This window comes from Leucobacter exalbidus, from assembly GCF_017834145.1.
Taxonomy (GTDB): Bacteria; Actinomycetota; Actinomycetes; order Actinomycetales; family Microbacteriaceae; genus Leucobacter; species Leucobacter exalbidus.
Genome location: NZ_JAFIDA010000001.1, coordinates 1,387,591 through 1,409,512, shown reverse-complemented (window position 1 = coordinate 1,409,512; position 21,922 = coordinate 1,387,591). Strand labels below are relative to the sequence as shown.

At 64.0% G+C, this 21,922-nt stretch carries 18 protein-coding genes and 1 tRNA gene; 13 read left to right on the top strand and 6 right to left on the bottom strand.

The window, feature by feature from the left end; all coding sequences use genetic code 11:
• Positions 1-60 precede the first annotated feature (60 nt).
• From JOF28_RS06375 to JOF28_RS06350, 6 genes are all read left to right on the top strand, one after another.
• A complete protein-coding gene (locus JOF28_RS06375; RefSeq protein ID WP_209705004.1) occupies positions 61-1,449 on the top strand; it encodes an NAD(P)/FAD-dependent oxidoreductase in 1,389 nt (462 codons plus the stop codon).
• A 267-nt stretch (positions 1,450-1,716) separates the two neighbouring features.
• Positions 1,717-2,745, top strand: a complete 1,029-nt coding sequence (glsA, locus tag JOF28_RS06370; RefSeq protein ID WP_209705003.1) for a glutaminase A — start codon at positions 1,717-1,719, stop codon at positions 2,743-2,745.
• Positions 2,742-4,382 carry an MFS transporter gene (locus tag JOF28_RS06365; protein WP_245189891.1) on the top strand — a complete coding sequence of 547 codons (1,641 nt, stop codon included), beginning with the start codon at positions 2,742-2,744 and terminating at the stop codon, positions 4,380-4,382. The genes glsA and JOF28_RS06365 overlap by 4 nt, the downstream gene beginning before the upstream one ends.
• A gap of 210 nt (positions 4,383-4,592) precedes the next feature.
• A complete protein-coding gene (locus JOF28_RS06360; protein ID WP_209705002.1) occupies positions 4,593-4,763 on the top strand; it encodes a CsbD family protein in 171 nt (56 codons plus the stop codon).
• A 66-nt stretch (positions 4,764-4,829) separates the two neighbouring features.
• A complete protein-coding gene (locus JOF28_RS06355) occupies positions 4,830-5,096 on the top strand; it encodes a GlsB/YeaQ/YmgE family stress response membrane protein (protein ID WP_209705001.1) in 267 nt (88 codons plus the stop codon).
• Between the two features lie 97 nt (positions 5,097-5,193).
• On the top strand, positions 5,194-5,970 hold the full coding sequence (locus JOF28_RS06350; protein ID WP_209705000.1) for an alpha/beta fold hydrolase: 777 nt from the start codon (positions 5,194-5,196) through the stop codon (positions 5,968-5,970).
• Between the two features lie 92 nt (positions 5,971-6,062).
• On the opposite strand, the gene JOF28_RS06345 is transcribed toward JOF28_RS06350, so the two are convergent.
• The 3 genes from JOF28_RS06345 to JOF28_RS06335 all read right to left on the bottom strand — a co-directional run bounded on the left by JOF28_RS06345 (position 6,063) and on the right by JOF28_RS06335 (position 9,355).
• Positions 6,063-7,532, bottom strand: a complete 1,470-nt coding sequence (locus JOF28_RS06345) for a peptide MFS transporter (RefSeq protein ID WP_342452098.1) — start codon at positions 7,530-7,532, stop codon at positions 6,063-6,065.
• 384 nt (positions 7,533-7,916) lie between these two features.
• Positions 7,917-8,004, bottom strand: a tRNA-Ser gene (locus JOF28_RS06340).
• Positions 8,005-8,155: 151 nt separating this feature from the next.
• On the bottom strand, positions 8,156-9,355 hold the full coding sequence (locus tag JOF28_RS06335; protein WP_209704998.1) for an IS110 family RNA-guided transposase: 1,200 nt from the start codon (positions 9,353-9,355) through the stop codon (positions 8,156-8,158).
• A 306-nt stretch (positions 9,356-9,661) separates the two neighbouring features.
• Here JOF28_RS06335 and radA point away from each other — a divergent pair, with 306 nt between their 5' ends.
• Complete coding sequence (gene radA / locus JOF28_RS06330) at positions 9,662-11,005, top strand: DNA repair protein RadA (RefSeq protein WP_209704997.1); 1,344 nt, start codon at positions 9,662-9,664, stop codon at positions 11,003-11,005.
• A 273-nt stretch (positions 11,006-11,278) separates the two neighbouring features.
• Entirely contained in the window at positions 11,279-12,802 is a 1,524-nt protein-coding gene (mqo, locus tag JOF28_RS06325) for a malate dehydrogenase (quinone) (RefSeq protein WP_209704996.1), read from the top strand.
• A gap of 94 nt (positions 12,803-12,896) precedes the next feature.
• On the opposite strand, the gene JOF28_RS06320 is transcribed toward mqo, so the two are convergent.
• Genes JOF28_RS06320 through JOF28_RS06310 form a run of 3 tightly spaced genes read right to left on the bottom strand, consistent with a single transcriptional unit; the run spans position 12,897 to position 15,289 of the window.
• Positions 12,897-14,030 (bottom strand): glycerate kinase, encoded by a 1,134-nt coding sequence (locus JOF28_RS06320; protein WP_209704995.1) that lies wholly within the window; start codon positions 14,028-14,030, stop codon positions 12,897-12,899.
• Positions 14,031-14,034: 4 nt separating this feature from the next.
• Positions 14,035-14,796 carry an HAD-IIB family hydrolase gene (locus tag JOF28_RS06315; protein WP_209706851.1) on the bottom strand — a complete coding sequence of 254 codons (762 nt, stop codon included), beginning with the start codon at positions 14,794-14,796 and terminating at the stop codon, positions 14,035-14,037.
• 58 nt (positions 14,797-14,854) lie between these two features.
• Positions 14,855-15,289 (bottom strand): DUF6941 family protein, encoded by a 435-nt coding sequence (locus JOF28_RS06310; RefSeq protein ID WP_209704994.1) that lies wholly within the window; start codon positions 15,287-15,289, stop codon positions 14,855-14,857.
• Positions 15,290-15,547: 258 nt separating this feature from the next.
• Here JOF28_RS06310 and JOF28_RS06305 point away from each other — a divergent pair, with 258 nt between their 5' ends.
• The 5 genes from JOF28_RS06305 (at position 15,548) to JOF28_RS06285 (ending at position 21,881) form a co-directional block, all read left to right on the top strand.
• Positions 15,548-16,996 carry an APC family permease gene (locus JOF28_RS06305; protein ID WP_209704993.1) on the top strand — a complete coding sequence of 483 codons (1,449 nt, stop codon included), beginning with the start codon at positions 15,548-15,550 and terminating at the stop codon, positions 16,994-16,996.
• Positions 16,997-17,078: 82 nt separating this feature from the next.
• Positions 17,079-18,263 (top strand): amidohydrolase family protein, encoded by a 1,185-nt coding sequence (locus JOF28_RS06300; RefSeq protein WP_209704992.1) that lies wholly within the window; start codon positions 17,079-17,081, stop codon positions 18,261-18,263.
• Positions 18,260-19,642, top strand: coding sequence for a M20 metallopeptidase family protein (locus JOF28_RS06295; protein ID WP_245189889.1), 1,383 nt, complete (start codon positions 18,260-18,262; stop codon positions 19,640-19,642). Before JOF28_RS06300 ends, JOF28_RS06295 begins: the two co-directional genes overlap by 4 nt.
• The gene (locus JOF28_RS06290; protein WP_209704991.1) at positions 19,635-21,008 is read left to right on the top strand and encodes an aspartate aminotransferase family protein; all 1,374 of its coding nucleotides are present in this window, start codon (positions 19,635-19,637) and stop codon (positions 21,006-21,008) included. Before JOF28_RS06295 ends, JOF28_RS06290 begins: the two co-directional genes overlap by 8 nt.
• A 9-nt stretch (positions 21,009-21,017) precedes the next feature.
• Positions 21,018-21,881, top strand: a complete 864-nt coding sequence (locus JOF28_RS06285; RefSeq protein WP_209704990.1) for a MurR/RpiR family transcriptional regulator — start codon at positions 21,018-21,020, stop codon at positions 21,879-21,881.
• Positions 21,882-21,922: the final 41 nt, after the last annotated feature.

Sequence of the window (21,922 nt, the reverse complement as noted above, 5' to 3'; positions counted from 1 at the left end):
GGCCCCAATAACGTGGCCGCTACTTACCAGTAACAACGAAAACTTGAACGGGACTATACGATGACGAAGAAATCCTACGCACGGCAGGCGACCAGCCTGTGGCTTGATACGCTCCCCAGCCTCGACTACCGTGCGCCGTTAGACGGCAACGTCACTTGTGATGTCGCCATCATCGGTGCCGGCCTTACCGGGCTGTGGACCGCTTACTATCTGTCTGAGTTCGACCCCAGCCTCGACATTGCCGTAATCGAACGTGAGACTGCAGGCTTCGGGCCTTCAGGTCGAAACGGCGGCTGGTTGACTAGCGGTATGGCTGGAACACCCGGCGCGTTCGGCATTCGCCCGCACTCACCTGAACACCGTGCCGCTGAAGCGGCGACCCGTGAAGCTGTCGACGAGGTTGGTCGAGTCGTTGCCGCAGAAGGCATTGACTGCGACTATCTCAAAGCAGGCATGCTCGCGATCGCGAATACAGCCCCGCAAGAAAAACGACTGCGAGCAAACCTTGCAAATGATCGCAAGCTGGGGCTTGGTGATGATGATGTGCGTCAGCTCAGTGTCGATGAAGTCGCAACATATGCGCGCATTCCAGATATGCGGATAGGCTCGCTGAATCGTGCGGCAGCGCGGGTGAATCCCGCGAAGCTCACCCGTGGACTTGCCGATGTTTGTGAGCGACGAGGCGTCACTATTTACGAAGGCACTGAAGCGCTTGAATACGGTCCACGGAAGGTGCGTTGCGCGTCGGGAACGGTCACCGCGAAGCATGTGATTCGAGCAACAGAGTCCTACACCGTGCAGATGAAGAAGGAATCACGTCGATTCTTGCCACTGTATTCATTGATGATCGCTACCGAACCGCTTCCCCAGACGGTTTGGGATGAAATCGGATGGTCTGACGGTCTCCTGATCCAGGATACCCGTCACCTGTTCTTCTACGCACAGCGCACGGCAGATGGCCGCATCGCCATCGGAGGTCGTGGCGCCCCGTACGACTTTGGATCGCCAATTTCTCGGGCGTCAGAGGAAAACGAGCAGGTCAAGACACGGCTGATCGGTGCACTGAAGAAGCACTTCCCCGCAGTGGGTAACGCAGAAATCACGCATCATTGGGGCGGTTCGCTTGGCGTACCTCGCGACTGGACCATGAGCGTGACGTACGACTCCGCGACCGGCGTTGGCAGTTCCGGAGGGTATTCAGGGCACGGAGTCGCGGCTGCGAATATTGGAGGCAAAGCGCTGGCTCACTTGATCACAGAAAAAGACGATGCCGGATTATCTCAACCATGGATCGGTCATAAATCGCGTAACTGGGAACCAGAGCCGCTTCGATTCATCGCCTCCCGAGCCATTATTTCCATTCTCGAGAAGGCAGATAACAAGGAAGATGCGACGGGGAAAGTAGCTCATTCCGCACTCCTAGTGAGCCCGTTTATGCCTGGACACTAGCGTGCAATAGCAGTCTATAGATCTACCGAAAACACCGACCAATCGGCACGTTGGCGGCCCGTAGCCTCGCTACAGGCCGCCAAAGTGGTCTTCCCGGGAGGACATCAACATCGGAGTCGCGGTGGGCACATTCCCGTTCGAACCTATCCGTACAGGCATGTTTCGAGCTGCGACCCGTGGCAACCGCCCTTGTATGCCAGCCATAAGCACGGTAAAACTAGGCCTAATGGCCTGCGCGATCACGTGCATGGTTGGGAAGCGAGACCCGTGTTCAAAGCTGATGTGCAAGATGTCGCCCAGCGGGCGTTCACTGGAGGGCTCCCGTCAAAAACACGGGTCAACGAGGTGCTCGCCGAAGCCCACGCCCGGTACGCCCCACACAATGACGGTGTGGTCGCCGACTACATTCCGATTCTCGCCGAAGCCGACCCGTCGATGTTTGGGCTGTCCCTGGTGGGCGTCAACGGACACACCCATCAGGTGGGTGACGCCGAGATAGCCTTTTCGATCCAGTCGATTTCAAAAGCGTTTGTGTTCGCGCTCGTGTGCGAGGCGATTGGCCACAACGCGGTGCACGATCGCGTCGGCGTCAACAACACCGGGCTGCCATTTAACTCGGTGATGGCGCTCGAACTGCACGACGGCAGCCCGATGAACCCGATGGTGAACGCGGGCGCCATCGCCACGACCGCGATGATGCCGGCCACCTCCGGTGAAGAGCGTTGGCAGCTCATTCGAAACGGGCTCTCCCGCTTCGCCGGGCGCGAGCTGATGCTCGATGGCGAGGTATATCGCTCCGAGAGCCTCACCAACCAGCGCAACCACGCCATTGCCAAGCTCCTCGACAGCTACGACCGTCTCGACGCCAACGCTGAGGACACCGTCGACGTGTATACCCGGCAGTGCGCGCTCGCAGTGACAGCGCAGGACCTTGCAGTCATGGGTGCGACGCTCGCCGATGGCGGCGTCAACCCCATCACTGGTGAACAGGTCGTCTCCGCGGAGGTGAGCCGCGACACCTTGGCAGTGCTCGCCTCCTGTGGCATGTATGAACGGTCGGGGGAGTGGCTGTTTGAGATTGGGCTTCCCGCGAAATCTGGAGTAGCGGGTGGTATCGTCGCGATCTCACCGGGCAAGGGTGCCCTCGGTACCTACTCACCTCCGCTCGACGAAGCGGGCAATAGCGTACGCGGCCAGCGAGCCTGCGCCTACCTGAGTCGCGCACTTGGGCTGAACCTGTTCGCGTCGACTCCCACGCAGAACCTGTCGGTATCTAGAGAGGAGAGCCTCGCATGAGTACATCGCATACGCAGGCCGGAGTCATCGCAGCAGAAGAGAAACGCTCGTGGGCTCCCATGGTGGGGCTCTTCCTTGCGCAAGTACTCATGTCGTTCAACGTCGCCGCGCTGCCCATCTCCCTGGGCGGCATGGTGGAAGACTTTGGTGTGCCCCCGACCACGGCAAGCACGACGATCGTCGTCTACGGTATCGCCGTGGCCGCGCTCGTGATGACCGGCGCAAAGCTGGGGCAGCGGGTCGGGTGGGTGCTGATCTTCAGGGTCGTTATTGTCGTGTTCGCGGCTTCCTCCGCCATCATGATCTTCGCCCCCAGCATCGGCTGGGCGATCGGTGGGCAAGTTCTCGCGGGTGCCGCAGCAGCCATCATCGTGCCGTCACTCGTGGCGCTGATCGCCGAAAACTACCGCGGCGGCCAGCAGGCCACCGCAGTCGGATCCCTTGGCTCCGCCCGCGCCTTCTCGGGCATGAGCGCCCTCCTCATCGGCGGTACGCTCGGCACGCTGGTGGGGTGGCGACCGGTGTTTGGTATTACGCTCGCGCTCGCCGTCGTGGTGTTTGTGATGAGCTTCGGGCTGCGTTCTGACCGCGGCGACCGCAGCGTGAAGATCGATATTGTTGCCTCGGTTCTCATCGGTGCGGGCATCGTCATGCTCACCCTTGGGTTCAATAATCTCAACGGCTGGGGTGTCCTGCACACAAGCGAGGCCGCACCGTTCTCCATTCTGGGTCTCTCACCGGCACCGGTGCTGATGGTGCTCGGCGTCGTCTTCGGGCAGCTTTTCTTCATGCGCACGCGCAAGCGGATGCGGGAGGGCAAAGCGCCGCTTGTTGATCTCGGTGTGCTCACCCGGCCAGAGGAACGGGCCGCGATATACGCGATGTTCATTATTGTGGCGATGGAAGCCGCGATGAACTTCACCCTGCCGACCTACATTCAGGTGGTGCAGGGACGTACCCCGTTTGATACCTCACTTGCAATGATGCCGTTCAACCTCACCGTGTTTGTGACGGCGACGGTCATTGTGCGCTTCTATAAGCGGTTTGCTCCGCGCCCCATTGCGCTCTTCGCCTTCGTGCTGACGACCGTCGCGCTGCTCTGGCTCGCGTTCGTTGTCACGAACAACTGGGAGACGCTGCCGACCATTCTCGGATTGGTGGTGTTCGGCATTGGGCAGGGCGCCCTCGTGACGCTCGTGTTCAACGTACTGGTCACGGCTGCCCCGAAGGAGCTCGCGGGCGATGTTGGCTCGCTGCGTGGCACGGCTCAGAACCTCGCTTCCGCGGTGGGCACCGCGGTGATGGGGGCGGTGCTCGTCACCATGCTCACTTTCGGCGTCACGCAGGCCGCCGACGAGCACCCCGATCTGCCGGCCGAGTTGGTGGCCCAGGTTGATCTCGACAGCGTGAACTTTGTCAGCAACGAGGGGCTCCGCAGCGCCCTCGAGGGCACCACCGCAACGCCCGCGCAGGTCGAGTCGGCGGTCGTCGTGAATGAGGAGCAGCGCTTGCGCACCCTGAAATTGGGGTTCTTGATCCTTGCCGGGATCAGCTCGATCGCGGCGTTGCCTGCATCAAGGCTTCCGAAGTATCGCCCTGAGGAGATTCCGGATCCGTCAGAACCGCCCACGAAATAGCTGGCTCGACCACACTTTGAGTGGGACGAAAATACCGTGTGAAACAGGCAACGCTCTTGCATGAACGAGTGTGGAGGTGCACACTGGGCAGTCCAAGAACTTCACAATTTTCTGTCAGAGGTGGCCTTCACTTCCCACGGCAAATGCTTCTGACAGGAGACAGCGCATCGCCTTCGGGCGACTGCGACCTATTCGAAAGGAACAATTGACATGAGTGTTGACGACAAGTTCAAGCATGAAGCTCAAGACCTTTTGGGCAAAGCGAAAGAAGCTCAGGGCAAGCTCACCGGCGATGACAGCAAGGAAGCCGAAGGCAAGGTCGAGCAAGCCACCGCGAAGCTAAAGAAGGCTGGCGAGAACGTTAAGGACATCTTCAAATAAGAAGGTGCTGTTGCACGCCTCCGCGAAATCAATTGATAGATGCAGATATAGAAATGGAGAATGGTCATGGGATTCTTTGGCTTTCTACTACTAGGACTCATCGCAGGCGCCATCGCGAAGCTCATCTTGCCTGGTAAACAGAGCGGTGGGTGGTTTGTTACTCTCCTTTTGGGTGTCGTCGGCGCCATGCTGGGAGGCTGGCTGGGCAGCCTCATCTTTGGGGCTGGCCTCGAAGAGTTCTTCTCACTACAAACCTGGGCGCTCGCGATTGGTGGTTCAATCGTTGTGCTGCTGATTTGGGGCCTGATTGCTGGCCGTAAGCGCACGGACTAAGACACTCAGAACAAATCTAATATTTCAAAAGAACAGAAAGCTCGGGCCGCGAGTCAGTTAGGCAGCCCGAGCTTTCTCACGCCGGTAGGCTGAATCCATGGAGAGCGCAGAGCAGCGATACGTCTCAGGAGACGTGACCATTGTGTACACAGAGACGAGCCCAAAGCCCCATGCGGAGCCTTACCGAGTGAGAAGCGCGACTGAGCGAGTGTTCATCCTCGTTCACGGCATCGGCATGGGCCGTATCGTCTACCAGGATGTTGTGCCCATTTTGGCTGAGCATGGCCGGGTAGTTGCTCTCGATCTACCTGGGTTTGGTGACTCACCTGAGCCTGGCTCGAAGACCACGATTGAAGAGACGGCACAGAATGTCGCCCGGTTCATGCGCGACAAAGGTCTGAGCCCCGCGGTCCTGGTCGGCCACTCGATGGGCACGCAGGTCGTGGCGCAGCTCGCGGCGAGCGACCCTGATCTCGTATCTGGGCTGGTGCTCATCGCACCCACGATCAATCGTCATGAGCGCTCGGCGGTGAAGCAGGCCGAACGCATGATGCAGGACATGAGCGGTGAGGGGCTGAAGGTGCTCGCAACCGGCGTCGTCGAGTACTTCAAAACGAGCTCGCTGTGGTTCATCAGCAAGCTTAAGGTGATGCTTGCGCACCGCCTCGAGGAGGTGTGCCAGCGGGTTCAGGTACCTACCCTCGTACTCTGGGGCGAGACCGATAAGGTTTGCCCGCGCGAGTGGGTGGCCGAGGTCGCGGCGGCACTGCCCGATTCGACGATGCGCGCGATTCCAGATCGCGGCCACGAGGCCATTATCAAGAGCCCCGAGCCCGTGGCCACCATGATTTTGGAGTACGTGGATACGCTCTGATTGTGGGCGATACCCGCGCCGGATCTAAAAACACAGCACCCCCGGTGCTGGTTCGTAACGAACCAACACCGGGGGTGCTGTGTTGAGGGTGGCTAGCGCACGCCGCCCATGAGCTTGAGGATTGGCTTGCGCACGAGGAACAGTACGATCGCGACCACGATCGACACGAGGCCGATCACGAGGAAGTACGTCACCTCGAACTCAGCCGAATAGAGGCCAGCGAGCGAGCCCGAGGCTGCCGAACCCAGCGACACAGTGAGGAAGAACAGCGCCACCATCTGCGAGTGGAATGCGGTGGGGGCGAGCTTCGTCGCGAGCGACTGGCCCACAGGTGACAAGAACAGCTCCGCGATCGTGAACAGGAACAGGATGCCGGCGAATGCGATCAGCGGCACCGACTTGTCGGCCCAGCCTGCGAAGGGCAAGAAGCACAGGAATGCAACGCCCATGATGCCGGTACCCAGCGCGAACTTCACTGGGGCCGAAGGTTGGCGGTCGCCCAGCTTCGTCCACATCGCGGCAAAGATGCCGGCGAAGATGATGATGAAGATCGGGTTGATCGACTGCACCATGCTCGGCGGGATGCCGATGCCGAAGACGTTCAGATCGAGGCGGGTGTCTGCGTAGAACGCGAGCGCCGTGAACTGCTGCTGGAACAGCGACCAGAACACTGCCGAGGCGATGAACAGCGGAATGAATCCAAGGACACGCTTGCGCTCAACCGCGGTGACCTGCTTGCTGCGGAGCATCACTGTGAACAGCACAATGACGGTGATGATGACGAGCGCGACCATGACAGTGGACAGGTTCTGAGCCGTGATGAGACCGAACACAACCGCGAGCACCACGATAATGGCAGCAGCGGCGAAGATGATGGGCCAAACGCGCTTCTGCTGTGCAGAGAGCGGGTTTTGCGGCTTGCGGCTCGCGTCGGAGATGGTGTGACGGCGCATCAGCATGTACTGGACAAGTCCGAGGGCCATGCCGATCGCGGCGAGGGCAAAGCCCCAGTGGAAGCCCTTCCAACCCCACAGGGCGCTGGTCGCGAGGGGGCCGATGAGGCCACCAATGTTGACGCCCATGTAGTAGATGGAGAACGCGGCATCGCGGCGGCCATCTTCGCGGGTGTAGAGATCACCGAGCACCGTGGAGGTGGTGGTCTTGAGGGATCCGGCGCCAACAGCGACCAGGATCAGACCGATCCCGAGGCCAGCAACGCCGGGCACGAAGGCCAGCGCGAGGTGGCCGGCCATGATCATGCAGGCCGCGGTGAAGAGGGTGCGTTCGGCACCCAGCACGCGGTCGGCGACCCAACCGCCCAGCACTGCCGAGAGGTAGACGAGCCCACCGTAGGCGCCCACGATGGAGCCGGCGACGGCCTGGGGGAGGCCGAGCCCACCATCGGTGACCGAGTAGTAGATGTAGTAGGCCAGCAGGGCCTGCATGCCGTAGAAGCTGAAGCGCTCCCACATTTCAACGCCCGCGAGGTTGGCAAGACCCCAGGGGTGGCCGAAGAAACTGCGTTTCTTCGTAGCGGTGTCGTGTTCAGTGATTTGAGACACGTGTTCTCCTTGGTATCGGACGAGGCGCATGCGCGTCATCGCGAACCGGAAACGGAGAGTTCAGGGCAGCTGCGAACAACTGGACCGGAAACTTCATGCGCCGGAAAAAAGAAAACTCCCGCAATCCCAGCGGGTAACCAGGTAAAGCAGAGGTCCTAGAAGACGGTGGGCGTTAAACCCGGTTGTCATTTTCTAGAGTGGCGGGTGCCGCATTTTATGGCCGCACCTTTTACCTGCTGTCAAGTATTTTATCACGGTGAACAGTGGCAAGTTTCGTGCCAGAAGTTCGGGCGGGCCGCGCGGAACGTGGGCAAGCTACTAGGCATGAGAAAGAGAAAACCCCCGCGATTCCAGTGCTTGACTGGATTCTGCGGGGGTTTTCAGTGGCGGTGACGGCGGGATTTGAACCCGCGGTAGCTTTCACTACACAACATTTCGAGTGTTGCACCTTCGGCCGCTCGGACACGTCACCGAGAAAGAGAATACGTGATTCTGGGGTCGAGCGCGAATCGAGGCGCGCGTTACCCAGGTACTGGGCGTGTCGCGGTGGGTGCGGTGAACGGCCGGGCGGGGCCATGTGGGGGGGGGGGGGGGGGGGGGGGGGGGTGCCCCTATTACCTTTGTCAAGCCGCAAGCACATGATCTGCTCGGTAGAGGGACCCGTCTCGGAGCATCGCGAAGAGCACGTCACATCTTCGTCGGGCGAGCGCGATGAGGGCTTGGTTGTGTCGTTTGCCTTGTGCGATTTTCCGGTCGTAGTAGGCGCGAGAGACGGGGTCGCGGAGCGCTGCAAATGCCGAGAGGAACAGGGCTCGTTTCAGGACTCGGTTGCCTCGTCTGGACGAGTGTTCGCCTCGGATCGATGAGCCAGATCTCCGAGTTACCGGTGCAAGCCCCGCATATGAAGCGAGATGTCCCGCGGTCTCGAAATGCTTGCCCGAGACTTCGGTGAGGAGTCTCGCTGCTGTTCTGACGCCGACTCCGGGCATGCTCATCAGAACAGTTGAAAGAGGGTGCGCGTCAACGAGTTCCTCGACCATGACCGCTATCTCTGCTCGTTGCCGCCGCAACGCGGCGAGTTGTTCCGCGAGCCGTGGCAGCACGAGGGCTGCCGCGTTCGTGCCCACTACGACGACGGTCTGGGCGTCCAGTGCTTCAGTGATTTCGGCTGCGAGGCGTTGTCCCATCCGAGGTGCGAGCTTGATGAGTCGTGTGGCTAATCGTTTGGTGCCGGCTTTCTGCATTGCGGCGGGAGACGGGTAGCGCTGCAGCAAATCAAGCATCGCGGGATGATCCAGGTGTGGCCCGATCACCCGCTCCAGGGCAGGGTGGATCTGGGTGAGGAGCCCGCGTACCCGGTTACTGGTGGCCGTGATTTGGCCCAGGACATCATCGTCAAAACCACACAACATCGAGAGCTCTGCCACGGACTCGTCCGCGACCTGGATAGAGCGCAGGGCGTGGGGCAGAGTCCTGGCGGCTTGCGCGATGATCGCGGCGTCTCGTGCGTCGGTCTTTGCTTCACCCGCGTGGAGGTCAGCGATGCGGCGCATCGCGAGCCCCGGCAGGTATCCCACGAGCACGCCCTCGGCTTGGGCTACCGCGATCGGGAGGGCCCCGATCGTGGCCGGCTGGTCGACGATGACGAGCACGATGCCGTGTTGCTTGAGCTGCTGGAGCACAGCCCGCATCTTGGCTTCGTCGTTGGGCAAGGGTTTATCGAAGAGAATCTTGCCTGCCCGGTTGAGGGCAACTGCGTGGTGTTCGCCTTTGCCGACGTCGATGCCGACGAACACGTCGACGTTGTCGTAGTTCTCGATCATGACTGCTCCGTCCGTTGAATTCACGGCGGCCGTGTCCATGGCATCAAGTCTCGGCATCCACGTTACGGACGGCCCTGAAATACTCCTCCGACCGAGCCCCTATTAGCGATCACTTAATGCCGTACAGGCCCGGTGGCAACACCCCCCGGATCATGGATGACTGGGGGCAATAACCATGCCGGGCCTGACGGGCCACCACCCCTCCAGTTTCATACTGAATGGGCTCACGAACAAGGTAACGGGGGGGGGGCTCGTGAGCCTCACACCGTTGAGCGTTGTGTCGGTGGCCGAAGATAGGCTCGCCCCATGGCAAAAACGACGAACGCGTATGCGTGCTCCGAGTGTGGGTGGCAGGCCGCGAAGTGGGTGGGCCGCTGCGGTGAATGCCAAAAGTGGGGGACCGTGGAAGAGCGTGCCCGTCGCGGGGCGACCCTCGCCCGCACGGTGGCCGGCGCCGCACCCCGCGAGGAGAAGCGCGCCCGCCCCATCACCGAACTCTCGGGCAACGTCGCGCACCACCGCTCCACCGGAGTGCTCGAACTCGACCGCGTGCTCGGCGGCGGGATCGTACCCGGCGCTGCAATTTTGCTGTCGGGTGAACCCGGCGTGGGTAAATCAACCCTGCTGCTCAGCGTTGCCGCCCACGTGGCGGGGCAGGGCGCCCGCGTACTGTACGCGAGCGGTGAAGAGTCCACCGGGCAGATCAGGCTGCGGGCGGAGCGCACCGGAGCCCTGCACGATTCCCTCTTTCTTGCGAGCGAGACCGACCTTGCCACGGTGCTGGGCCACATCGATCAGGTGCAGCCCGACTTTATTGTGGTCGACTCGGTGCAGACCCTCGCGAGCGACCAGATCGACGGCTCGGCCGGTGGCCCCTCCCAGGTGCGCGAGGTGGCCGCCGCGCTGATTCGTGTGGCGAAAGAGCGCGGCATTCCCGTGGTGCTCGTGGGGCACGTGACGAAGGACGGCTCGATCGCGGGGCCGCGCCTGCTCGAGCACCTCGTCGACGTGGTGTGTCATTTTGAGGGCGACCGAAATACCGCGCTGAGGTTTTTGCGCAGCCTGAAGAACAGATACGGCCCGACCGACGAGGTGGGCTGCTTCGAAATGACGGGCGGCGGCATTTCTGAGGTGCCCGATCCGAGTGGCCTGTTCTTGAGTCGTGGGGCGGCTCCCGTGAGCGGCACCTGTGCCACCGTCATGATTGAGGGGCGACGTGCCCTGCCTGTTGAAGTGCAGGCGCTGGTGGCCAGAAGCGCGACGCCCAACCCGCGCCGCGTGACCAACGGGGTCGACCCGTCACGCGTGGCCATGATTCTCGCCGTGATCGAGCGGCGCCACGGCGTCACCCTGCACGATCAAGACGTGTACGTCTCTACTGTGGGCGGGGTGAAGCTCACCGAGCCCGCCGCTGACCTACCGATTGCCCTCGCGATCATGTCGGCGATTCAAGATCTCGCGCTGCCCCACACGGTGGCCGCATTTGGCGAGCTCAGTCTCGCGGGCGAGGTGCGCCCTGTGATCGGGGATCAGCAGCGCCACCGCGAAGCCGCGAGGCTGGGATACATTCACGTCATTGCCGGGGGCACCGAAACCCTGGGGCAGGCAAGCCAGGCAGCGGGCCTCGGTTCCTTCCTCGGCCGCGAGTAGTCGAGGGCCTGAACGGCCGGGGAGAGTCAAGTAAAGCTGGGTGGTGTCGGATCAGTTGGAGCCGGACCGGGCAGAACTGGGCTGAGCTGGGTCAACAGTGCAGAGCAAGCCCGACGCAAACTCGCGGCTTGCTCGCAGCCACCGTGGAACCACCGTACGGCCGACATTCTGCGGTGATTTTACGGCCATGAACCGGCCATTCACCGGGCGTAGGTCGCTCGATATCAAGAGAGCTGTCCAAACTCACACAAAACGCTAGTAGACTCAAAAATCGTGAGTAAGAACACGGTAGATGTCGTCCTAATTGGCGGTGGCATCATGAGCGCCACCCTCGGTACCCTCATTCAGCAGGTGCAGCCTGACTGGACGATCGAGCTCTTTGAGTCGCGCAGCGAAGTCGCGACCGAGAGCTCGAACGGCTGGAACAACGCGGGCACCGGCCACGCGGCCCTCTGCGAGCTGAACTACATGCCCGAGGCCAAAGACGGCACCATGTCGCCGTCCAAAGCGATCAACATTAACGAGCAGTTTCAGCTGTCTCGTCAGTGGTGGTCCACCCTCGTCGAGCGTGGTGTGCTGTCAGAACCCTCGTCATTCATCAACTCGACCCCGCACATGACCTTTGTGCGCGGCGCCGAGAACGTGGATTACCTGCGCCGCCGCTTCGAGATTCTGAAGCAGGAGCCCCTGTTCTCAGACATGGAGTTCAGCGACGACCCCGAGGTCATCGCCGAGTGGGCACCGCTGCTGATCGATCGCCGCGCGAAAGACGATGTCTTCGCCGCGACCCGTTCAACGAGCGGCACCGACGTTGACTTTGGTTCGCTGACGCACCAGCTCATCGACCACATGTCTGAGCAGGGCGCCAACGTGCACCTCGGCACCGAGGTGCGCAAGCTGCGCCGCCGGGCCGACGGCACCTGGGACGTCTTCACGCGCAACCTCGCCGGTTATGGCACCGAGGTCGTCAACGCGAAGTTCGTCTTCGTGGGCGGTGGCGGCGGGGCACTCTCGCTGCTGCAGAGCTCGGGCATCCCCGAGATCAAGGGCTTCGGGGGGTTCCCCATCAGTGGCAAGTTCTTGATGTGCGACGACCCCAAGATTGTGGCGCTGCACGACGCCAAGGTCTACGGCAAGGCCGCGGTGGGTGCACCCCCGATGTCGGTGCCGCACCTCGACACCCGCGTCATCGACGGCAAGAAGAGCATCCTCTTCGGCCCGTACGCCGGCTTCAGCCCCAACTTCTTGAAGAACGGTTCGTGGTGGGATCTGCCCGGATCGATCCGCGCCCACAACCTGGGCCCCATGATCAAGGTGGGCCTGACCGAGTTTGGGCTTGAGAAGTACCTCCTCGGCGAGCTCATGGCGAGCCGCGAGAAGCAGATGGAGACGCTGCGCCAGTACCTGCCGGCCGCTCAGACGAGTGACTGGAAGCTGATCACCGCCGGTCAGCGCGTGCAGGTTATGAAGAACGACCCCGAAAAGGGTGGCGTGCTGCAGTTCGGCACCGAGGTCATCGTCGGCGGCGAGGGCACCATCTCGGGTCTGCTCGGCGCATCGCCCGGCGCTTCGACCGCGGTGCACGCCATGCTCGGTGTGCTCGAGAAGTGCTTCCCTGAGCAGTTCGGCAAGAACTGGAAGAAGACGTTCAAGAGCCAGATCCCCGCATTCGGCGAGGGCCTGAATGGCGACCTGGCGAAGGCGAAGGCGTCGCTGACGCACACCGCTGGCGTGCTCGGCCTGCTCCCCGTGACGATCGGTGAGACGGCCGCCGTCGAGGCCACCGACTCTAAGTAAGTCACAAATTACACGAAACGGGCAGCTGCTGATGCAGCTGCCCGTTTCGTGGTTTTAGCGGGGAAGTTACGCCCGAGAAGTTATCGCGGCGAAACTACACCAGGGTGCGCGCAATCTCGCTCCCGATGCGCTCGAGGTAGACCCCAGCGTCACGCATGCTCGTGGCCGCGTCGGGCGCCAGCTCTGAGACAGCGTGACAGGCGCTGAACCCGGCATCGCGCCATACCTCGGCGCCGCCCAGGGCCCGCCCGCACACCAATACGGTGGGCACTCCGAGCTCGCGCGCGACGCCCAGCACCCCCATGGGGGTTTTGCCGCCGAGGCTTTGCGCATCGAACGAGCCCTCGCCGGTAATCACGAGATCGGCGCGGTGCGCGGCGCCCTGCACGAGACCCGCGAGGTCGATCACTTCGGCGACGATCTCGGCACCCGCACGCCTGCGCGCCCCAAGCATCGCCAGCGCCCCAAATCCCACGCCGCCGGCTGCCCCGGCGCCGGGGGAGATCGCATGATCCGGAACCCCAGGCAGCAGCCCCCGCACCACCTCAGCGAGGCGTTGCAGCCCCGCCTCGAGCAGTTCGACCTGCGATTCAGAGGCGCCCTTTTGCGGGGCGAACACGCGTGCGGCCCCGAAATCGCCTGTGAGGAGGTGGTCGACGTCGCTCGCGAGCACGATGTCGGTCTTGAAGATGCGGGGGTCGAAGCCCGCCAGATCGATGCGGTCGAGCGTGTGGAGCGCCCCGCCGCCGGGGGCGAGAACGCGACCCGCGGCGTCGAGAAACTTCGCGCCGAGCGCCTTGAGTATGCCCGTGCCGCCGTCGGTTGAAGCGCTGCCGCCCACCGCGAGCACGATGCGACGCGCCCCCTCGTCGAGGGCGGCCGCGATGAGTTCGCCGGTGCCGCGGGTATCGGCGGCGAGCGCGTCGCGATCGGGCTCATCGATCAGCAGCAGCCCCGAGGCCGCCGCGAGCTCGATGACGGCCTGGTCGTCGCGCAGCGCGAAGCTTGCGTGCACCGGGGCGCCGAGCGGCCCGGTGACTTGGCGGGTGCGGCGGGCGAAACCGGCGGCGATCGCGGCATCGACGGTGCCCTCGCCGCCGTCGGCCATGGGGGCCGTGCAGATCTCGGCCGCGGGCAGCACCGCACGGATGCCGGCGGCGAGATGCGCGCACACCTCGGCGGCGTCGAGGGAGCCCTTGAACTTATCGGGCGCGATGACGATACGCATCGGGTTAGGCGGCGAGCAACTGCTCGAGGTATGCGGCGGTGTCTTCCCAGCCTTCGACCGCGTGGCAGGTGACGCCGAGCGCCTTCACCGGGTAATCGTTGCCCTCGGGGTCGAGCCGGTCGCCGATGAACAGCATGTCGTCGAGCGAGATGCCGGTGTGTGCTTCGAGCTTGCGCATGCCGTAGGCCTTGTCGATGCCGCGGCGGGTGATGTCGACCGAGGTGGATCCGCCGCTGCGTACCTCAAGCTCGGGGAGCTTTGCCGCGACCGCTGCGCGCAGGGCGTTCTTCTTGGCTCCCGTGGGATCCCACGCCATTTTGGCGTCGACGGGGGCGCGCTGGCCGAGCGCCGAGAAGGTGACCTGTGAACCGCGATCCTCGAGCACATCGCCCCAGGTGTCGCGCTCCCACAGTTCCAGCCGTTCGGCTTCTTCGCGCAGCGCGACGAGGGCGCTATCGCGTTCTTCGGCGGTGAGGTCTTCCTTGTACACGGTCACCCAGCGGCCGGCTTCGCGGCGCTCGTACCGGGTGCCGCAGGTGGGCAGCAGGTGCAGGTTTTCGAGGTCGGCTTCGGTGAGACCGGCGTAGGAGTCGAGGCGCGAGACGAGCTGCGTCTCGAACTGCTCGAAGTTGCCGCCCGAGATGACCGCGACGGTGGTGCGCTTGAGCAGGCCTGCGAGGGCATCGAGGATGCGCTCGGGGGCGGGCGACTTTGAGGGTGCGAGGGTGTCGTCGAGGTCAAACGCGACGAGCGTGGGGAGGGTCACTGATGCAGAAGCTGCGGCGGTCTCGGTCGACGCTGCCGGCTGGGAGATCGTGGTCAAGTTAGTCCTTTGCGAGTTCGTTATCGAGGTCGGGCATGGTGGTGCTGTTCGCGTAGAACCGCACGTCGACGCGTTCGAGGCCGTCGCCTTCAAAGATGATCCGGTAGCTGCCGGTCATGGGGATCTCGACCTCTTGCAGCGCGAACACCATCGGAATGTAGCCGAACGCGTCAGCGCTCGATTCGAGGCTGAACTGGCCCTCGATGTTGAAGATCTCGGCGCCGCCGATTGAGGGTTCGCAGCGGGCACGGAAGGTGCGCTGCTGCTCACCGCGCCGGGCCTCGTTTTCGTCGTACTCGACCACCACAACGAGGGTGGCGCCGAGGGGCGCCGGGTACTCCTCTCGGTTGATCGTGTTGATGAACCCCGAGAGCACGCTTAAGGTGCCCTCTCGAACATTCGCCGCATCTGCAAGAAAAGCTGCCGCAACACGCATCGCTGCCTCCGTTTCGTCGTGGCACAACTCTATCGGGGCGCGCATTTGGGGGAGCGGGGTGCGGTGCGCATGGCGCCACTCAGTGAGTGTTCTAAATTGTACGAGTATCGCTCGTTTACAGAATATGTAATGTGTATTACGATTTGGAGGTCGGCTCCATGCGCGAGGCGACCCCGACGCGAGGCGTCAGGCGATGCACGCTAGGTTCTGCCTCCGAACTGAAATCGGCCAGAACCCACGACGAAGGAGTCTGTGAAGATGTCTGAAAGCGCTGTTCGTACCGGTGACGGGGTGGCCGAGGCCACCAGCGGTCGCAAACTACGGGTCTGGGAAGTCACCGCACTGTCGGTGGGATTCATGGGGCCCGTGATGGCCATGGCCCTGAACGGCATCGGCGTCGCGGGGCTCGTAGGTAAATCGGTGCCCTTCACCTTTCTGCTCGCCTTCATCGGCACATTGTTCGTGGGCTACGGCTTCATTCGGCTGACGAGCTACTTCAGCCATGCCGGATCGGTGTATGCCCTCGCCGGCGCCACCATCGGGCCGCGCGCCGGATTCTTTGGCGGGTTCGCCCTGCTCGGCACCTACCTGTTCTTCGCCGCCTGCATTCTGGGCGCCACCGGGGTGTTCTTCGCCGCGTGGGCTGAGGAGTTTGGTGGGTTCTGGACGAGCGTGCCCTGGCTGCTCGTCGCCCTCGTGGTCGCGGCCCTCGTCATTTTGCTCAACGTGCGTGAATCACGCATCGTGATGCGCATTCTGTTCGTCATCGGCGCGGTCGGTATCGCCGCGATGCTGGTGCTCGCCGTCGTGATCTTTGTGAAGGTGGGCTCGGGCACCGGCCCCGTGCCCGGCGCCACGATTGACCTCAGCACCTTCTTGCCCGGCGACGCCACCGGCGTGGGTGTGCTGACCGCCTCGGTGTTCGCGTTCCTGTCGTGGGCCGGGTTTGAATCGGGCAGCTCACTCGGCGAAGAAACCGAGAACCCCAAGCGCGCCATTCCCCGTGCACTGCTCGGAGCGATCATCGTCGCCGGTGTGCTCTACGCGATCATGATGTTCGCCCAGACGATTGGCTACGGCACCGATCCCGAGGGCATCGCCAACTTCGCGGGCGCCAACTCCACGCTCACCAGCCTCAGCACGATGTACATCAGCCGCGAATACGCGATGCTGATCGCCTTCATCGCATTCGTAGTGGCCTTCGCCTCGGTGCTCAGCTCCACCGCTGCCGCCGCGCGCCTCGTGTACGCGCTCGCCCGCGACGGCTTCGGCCCCAAGCGCCTCGGCGTCGCGAACCCGCGCACGAAGGTGCCCGTCGCCGCCGTCATCACCACCGTGGTGATTGCGTTCGCGCTCGCCGCAGGCCTGACCGTGTTTGGCGGCACCGCCTTTGACGTCTACTACTGGTACGCCACGATCGCCACGCTGTGCATGGTGGTGGCCTACGGCATGACCTCGGTCGGCGCCATCACCTACGTGTTGCGTGGCAACAGCAAGATCCCCAAATGGGAAATCATCTTGCCGATACTCGGCCTCATCTACCTGGCCTTTGTCTACGCGATTCAGGTGATTGGGCAAGAAGCCCCGTACACCTACTTCCCGTGGATCGCGGGCGCCTGGTGCCTCGTGGGGCTCGTCATTATCTTGGCCCGACCGGGGCTGGCCCAGCGCATCGGCAGCAGGCTCACGACCGAAGACCTCGACTAGCCTCGCAACTAGTTTCACCCCGCAACTCGCTTTACCTCGCAAGTCGTTTTACCCCGCTAGCCCATCCTGAGAAAGGAACACCGTGCACTCCGACGCACCCCTGCTCACTCCCTCGGCCTTCGAATCGGTGCAGCTGATCGACCATCACTGCCACGGCGTGGTGGAGCATCAGCTCGCCAGGCCCGAATTCGAAAGCATGATGACGGAATCGAACTGGGATGCGCCAGCGGGCACGACCGTGTTCGACTCCCAGCTGGGCACCGCGATCAGGCGATGGTGCGCCCCGCTGCTCGACCTTGATCCGCACGTGAGCGCCGAACGGTATCTTGAGCGCCGGGCCGAGCTCGCCCCCAGCGAAGTGAACGCGCGGTTGCTGCGCGGGGCGGGCATCGACCGCTACCTGATCGAGACCGGATACCGGGGCGATGACATCCTGTCGCCCCAGGGCATGGCCGATCGCGCCGGTGCCACGGCCGACGCGGTAGTGCGGCTGGAGCGCTTGGCCGAGCAGCTGGCCCCGCAGCTGCAGTCTGCCACCGACTACGCCGAGAGCTTCCGTGCGCAGCTGCGCACCGAACTCACGACCGCCGTGGGTGTGAAAACGATTGCTGCTTACCGGCTCGGGCTCGACTTTAATCCCGTGCGTCCCACCGATGCCGAGGTCGCCGCGGCCGCCGCTGGCTGGCTGCGCGAGATCGAAGGCGGGGCCGAACCGCGCCTCGACGACGCGGTGCTGATTCGCTTCGGTATCTGGTGCGCCGTCGACGAGCAGCAGGCGATTCAGTTTCACATCGGGTTTGGCGACCCCGATGTCGACCTGCACCGGTGCGACCCGCTGCTGCTCACCGAGTGGCTGAGGCTCACTCGTGAGTCGGGGGCCCGCGTGCTGCTGCTGCACTGCTACCCGTTCCACCGCAACGCGGGGTACCTGGCCCATGCGTTTCCGCATGTGTACTGTGACGTGGGGTTGGCCATCAACTACGTGGGAGCCCGCGCACCGCAGATCATCGCCGAATCCCTCGAACTCACCCCGTTCGATAAGGCGCTATTCTCTTCAGACGCGTTTGGGCTCGCTGAGCTCTACCTGCTCGGGGCACACCTCTTCAGGCGTGGGCTGCTGCGCGTGATCAACGAGTGGATCGGTGCAGGCGAGTGGGATGCGGCGACCGGCGAAGCGCTGATTCGCAAGATCTGCGCAGACAACGCGGTGCGTGCCTACCAGCTCGACGAACGGCCCCGATTTGTGATGGCGGGAGCGACCTCATGATGAACGATGACGCGACGCCCACCGAGCTGATCCCCACTGCGCCGACTGATGCTGAATCAAACGGTACTGAAGTGGCCAGCGCTGCAGCGACCGGCACCGCAGCGACCGGCACCGCAGAGACCGGCACCGCAGCGACCGGCACCGCAGCGACCGGTGCTGAGGTGAATGGCACCGAAGCAGCCCGTGCGCTGCTTGCCCGCACCCTGCTCAAGCGCACCACCGAGCACGCCGTGGCCGCAAGCCTGCTGCGCGAGGAGCTGCACCAGCACCCCCATATTTCGGGGGAAGAGGAGCCGACCGCGGCCTGGATCGCTGAGCGCATGCCCACCGAAATGCAGCGGGTGGCAGACGTGGGGCGCATCGGCCGCATCGGGCCAGACGCTGGCCCCGCGATCGCAGTGCGCTCAGAGCTCGACGCTCTGCCGATCATCGAGCGCACGGGCGCGACGTTTGGCTCCACCAACGGGGCCATGCACGCCTGCGGCCACGACGTGCACCAGGCCGCGCTCATCGCGCTGAGCCGAGCCGCTGCCGAGTGCGAGCTGCCCTACGCGCTGGTGCCGTTTCTGCAGCCGAGAGAAGAAGCGTACCCCTCGGGGGCGCTCGACATCGTCGGCGCGGGCGTGCTCGCCGAGCAGGGCGTCGCCGCGGTGCTGGCCGCCCACGTGCACCCCGGCATTGCCCGCGGCGCGGTCGCCACGGGCAAGGGCCCCACGAACGCCGCAGCCGATGAGGTGCACGTGACCGTGCACGGTCGCGGCGGGCACGGCGCCTACCCGCACGAGGCCGCAAACCCCATCGGTGTGCTCGCGCAGATCGTCGTCGGGCTCCCCGCCGTGGTCGCGCGCACCGTTTCCCCGATGCACCCGGCCGTGTTGACCGTCGGCCGCTTCACCGCGGGCGACGCCGCCAACGTGATCCCGGCCGAAGCGCACGCCGCCGCCACCCTGCGCACGATGGATCGCGGTGACCGGCCCAAGATCCACGAGGCACTGCGCACCTACGTCGAAGCACAGGCCGCATCATTCGGGGTGACCGCAGAGGTGACCATCACCACGGGCGAACCCGTGCTTGAGAATGATCCGGATCTCGTTGATCGCGTCGATGACCAGCTGCGGCACGCAGGGTTCATCGTGAGCGAGCCCATGCGCTCGTGCGGGGCCGACGATTTCTCGTTCTATTCAGAGCAGATCCCCGGGGTGATGGCGTTCGTCGGCGTCGAAACCGAGGGCGCCACACTGCAGCCGAGCCTGCACCACGCTCAATTTCTGCCCGATGCTGACGCGGTGCGGCGCGTGGCTCTCGCGCTCGCCGCCGCGTACCTGGGCGCGTGCGACGAGCTCGACCAGCGCGCATCGATCGCGGGCGCGCATGTCTAACTTCGGTGCGCTGCCCGAGCGCGATGCGCGGGTGATCGCGGGGAACCAGAAGCTGCGGTTTTTTCCGCTCGCGATCGTGGCGGGCGAGGGCAGCGAGATCATCGATCACGAGGGGCGCAGGCTGCTCGATCTGTCGGCGGCCTGGGGTGCGAATAGCCTCGGGCACGCTCATCCGCACGTGGTCGCTGCGATTCGAGAGGCTGCGGCACGCGGCTCCGGATCAAGCGTGCTGTCAGCCACCAACCCCGATGCGGTGCAGCTCGCTGAGACCCTGCTCGAGGTAACCCCCACGGGAAACCTCGGTGATGCGGGCGGCGGTGCTGGGGCTGGCGCTGGTGCGGGCGGCGGCGTTGGTGCGGGTGTGAGCGCTGGCGCTGGCGAGCGGCGTGTGTTGCTCGGCCACTCGGGCACCGACGCCAACAATTCGGCGATCGCGGCGGCCCGGGCAGCGACCGGGCGAGATCGCGTCGTCGCATTTCAGGGTGGCTACCATGGCGGGTTCGGCCCGGCACAGTTGGTGAGCGGGGTGTTCGTGGAGGCCGGGCTGGCCGGTGACCCGGCGAGTGCGCTGCTGCCATACCCCGCACATGCGGGCGCTGAGCTCGATGACGTGTGGCGGCTGCTCGACCGTGAACTCGAGCGCGGTGACGTCGCCGCGGTAATCGTGGAACCGATGCAGTCTGATGGCGGCATCGTTGTGCCGCCCGCGGGCTTTCTGCGCGGGCTCGCCGAGCGAACTCGGCGCGCAGGTGCCCTGCTGATCGTTGATGAAGTGAAGGTGGGGCTGGGCCGCACCGGCCTGCTGCACGCCTTCACACGCGACGACGCAACCCCCGATCTGGTGACCTTTGGGAAGGCCCTCGGTGGTGGCCTGCCGCTCTCGGCGGTCGTGGGGCCCGCGGCCGTGCTCGATGTGGCACCCGCAAGCTCGCTGCTCACCACCGCCGGTAACTCGGTGAGCGCAGCCGCTGGGCGCGCGGTGCTCGACACCGTCGTGTCTGAGCGACTGGCCCACGCCGCCCGCGAGCGGGGTGCGCAGCTGCGCGACCTGATCAGTGAGGCCGCGCTGCCCGAGATTCGTGAGGTGCGCGGCTTGGGGCTGAGCCTCGGCATCGAGCTCAATGCCGAGCCAGGCGTCGCGCATGATGACAACGATGGAGTGTTCACGCACCGGGTGATCTACCGCATGTGGCAGCTGGGCGTGGTGAACTATCTGGTGCGCGGCAACGTGATCGAGCTGACGCCGCCGCTGAACCTGAGCGCCGCTGACGCGCTGCGCGCCGTGGAAACACTGCACGCGGCGGTCACTGACGTGCGCCACGGCGCGGTTTCGGCCGCCGATATTGCTCCCTACCAAGGTTGGTGACTCATCTATATGACGCATGATCCCTTAAGGCCCGAGAACCGTACGCTCGCCGAGGCCCTCAACATGTCGTTTGACGTGATGAGCCCGGCCGAACGCAAAGTAGCTAGGGCCCTGATCGCCGAGTATCCCGTGGCGGGGCTCGAACCCGTAGCGAAGCTTGCCGAGCGCGCCAATGTGAGCGCCCCCACGGTGCTGCGCATGCTGGCCCGCGTGGGCATTCAGTCGTACCCGCACATGCAAGAGCTGCTGCGAGAGGAAATCTCAGAGCGCACCACCTCGCCCATCGACCAGTATGAGTCGCATGCTGGGGCGAGGGGATCGGCCGATCACCACCTCATCACCACCGCCAACGAGGTGTTCGTGCGGGGGCTCAACAGCAGCTCGGCCTCGGTGCCCGCGTCAGAGTTCGACCACATCATCGAGCTACTTGCCGACCCCAAGCGGCGCATCTGGGCCGTCGGCGGGAGGTACTCGGGGCTGCTCGCCGAATACCTCACGCTGCACCTGCGCCTGCTGCGCCCCGATGTGCGGTTCGTGGGGCGGGCCGAATCAGACAAGTCACTCGCGCTGCTCGACATGGGCGGCCGCGACGTGTTGATCGCGTTCGACTACCGCCGGTACCAAGACACCACCGTCGAATTTGTCGAACGCGCCAAACAACAGCGAGTGACGACGGTGCTCCTCACCGATCCGTGGCTGTCGCCCGCCGCAAAGCACGCCGACTACCTGATCTCGAGCGCGGTCGAAGCACCGAGCCCGTTTGACTCCCTCGTGCCCTCGCTCGCGCTCGTCGAAACACTCATTGCCGGTGTTGTCGCGCGCCTCGGAGCCGAGCCCGTCGGGCGCATCCAAGCGTTCGACGCCTGGGAATAACCACTTCATTATCGTGCACGACCGGCCCTTCAGGCCCGTCG